Below are 1,946 nucleotides of genomic sequence, written 5' to 3' on the forward strand. Positions count from 1 at the left end.
CTCCCGGCTCGGTCACGGCCAACTCGGGCCCCGGCTGGATGGAGGTCGTCTTCACCCCCTCCGGCGAGGGCGAGGCCACCGGCTACTCGCTGAAAGGGGCGCCTCCCGGCGCGGACGTCACCCCCGAGAGGGTCAGGCCGGACGGCCCGTTCCAGTTCCGGGTCAACGGCGGCCGGTGCGACCAGGAGTACACGTTCAAGGTCGCCGCCGAGTACGACGGCGGCGAGGCGGTGTCCGAGCCGTCGATCCCCGTACGCCCCTGCGTCGCGCCCGGCAAACCGGCCGGCTTCACCGCCAAGGGCAAGAACCACGGCGCCGACCTCACCTGGTCGCCCCCGGAGAACGCCAAGGACGGCGTCACGTACACGCTGGAGGGCCCCGGCAACCACCCGCCCGACCCTCGCGGCACCGGCGCCGAGGTCACCGGGCTCAAGAACGGCCAGTCCTACACGTGGACGCTGCGCGCGAAGAACGAAGCCGGCGAGAGCGAGGAGCGCGCGGAGGCCACGGCCGACCTGCGGCCGCCCACCGCCCAGTTCCGCAACGCCAACAACGACCACAGGAACACGCTCATCCGGCCGGGACCGGGGCCGGGCGGCGAGGCGGGACGCATCCCCAAGGGCGAGTACATCACCATGACCGTCATCTGCCAGCAGAGAGGCGCCCCCTACACCGACACCGACACGGGCATGAGCAGCAACGTCTGGAACAAGGTCGAGTCCAGCAGGGGCAGCGGCTGGCTGAACGACGTGCTCATGGACACCCCGAAGGGGGGCTTCCCCGCCGCCCCGCTCTGGGAGTGCGAATGATCACCAGGGCGGGCTGGGGCCTGGCCGCCGCGTCGGCGCTGGTCTACACCGTGGGGGCGCCGTTCGGGTACGCGCAGGCGGCGGTGCTGGCGATGGCCGGGATCGCCGCCGTGGGCGCGGGCGCGCTGTGGACGCTCAGGGGCGCGGGCCTCGACGTGCGGCGCGAGGTGACGCCGGGGAAGGTGGCGCGGGGCGAACCCGCGGTGGCGCTCCTGCACGTCCGCAACACCGGGCGGTGGCGGCACGCGGGGCTGGTGGCCCGCGACACCTGCCGGGGCACGTCGGTCGCCGTGGAAGTACCCGCGCTGGCCCGCGACACGGCGCGGACGATGTCGTACCGGCTGCCCACCCGGCGGCGGGGCGAGACCCCCGTCGGGCCGCTGCGCCTCGACCGCACCGACCCGTTCGGCCTGGCCCGCCGCTCCGTCGCGTACGGGCGGCCCGACCTGCTGCTCGTCCGGCCGCGCACGGTGCCGCTCCGGCCGCTGCACGCCGGGCGGCGGCGCCACCTGGACGGCCTGGCCTCCAGGTCCGCGCCGAACGGGGCGGTCGGCTTCAACGGGCTGCGCGACTACGTGATCGGCGATGACCTGCGTCACGTGCACTGGCGCTCCACGGCACGCACAGGTGTGCTCATGGTCAAGGAACTGACCGACGTCAACCTGCCCAGCACCGTCACCGTGCTCGACACCCGGCACTCGGCCTACGAGGGGGACGACGAGTTCGAGCTGGCCGTGGACGTGGCGGCGTCGGTGGCGTGCGCGGTGACCCGCGACCGCTTCCCCGTGCGGCTGCTCACCGGGGAGAGGGAGTTGCTGCACGCCAAGGGCTCCCCCGGCGAGGCGGAGGAGGTGCTCGACCGGCTCGCGCTGGTCGAGCGGGGGCCGCGCGCCGAATCGCCGCTGCAGGTGCTCCGCCACGCCGGCTCCGGCGGGGCGCTGGTGCTGGTCAGCGGCACGTACGCGGCGCTGGCCGACGCGGCGGCGGTGCGGCGGCGCTTCGACCAGGTGCTGTTCGTCCGCGTGGGCGACCCGCGGCACGGCGGGCCGCCGGCCGCGGCGGGCGTGACCGTACTCGAAGCCGCAGACCTCGACGAACTGGCGGCCGCATGGCCACGCTGACCACCCCTCCGGGACC

The 1,946-nt window shown here is 74.9% G+C and carries 2 protein-coding genes; both read left to right on the forward strand.

What is annotated here, in order from left to right; translation table 11 throughout:
- A partial coding sequence (locus GUY59_RS46885; protein ID WP_161715139.1) for a fibronectin type III domain-containing protein occupies window positions 1-809 on the forward strand: 809 nt, incomplete at its 5' end.
- Window positions 806-1,930, forward strand: coding sequence for a DUF58 domain-containing protein (locus tag GUY59_RS46890; RefSeq protein WP_138208826.1), 1,125 nt, complete (start codon window positions 806-808; stop codon window positions 1,928-1,930). The genes GUY59_RS46885 and GUY59_RS46890, both read left to right, overlap by 4 nt.
- The last annotated feature ends 16 nt before the right edge of the window (window positions 1,931-1,946 follow it).

Origin of the sequence: Nonomuraea sp. K271, assembly GCF_009908215.1 — a bacterium.
GTDB lineage: Bacteria > Actinomycetota > Actinomycetes > Streptosporangiales > Streptosporangiaceae > Nonomuraea > Nonomuraea longispora.

Excerpts from the sequence above, each read along its gene's own strand:
- GUY59_RS46890 (WP_138208826.1), top strand. The coding sequence starts at position 806 with ATGATCACCAGGGCGGGCTGGGGCCTGGCCGCCGCGTCGGCGCTGGTC.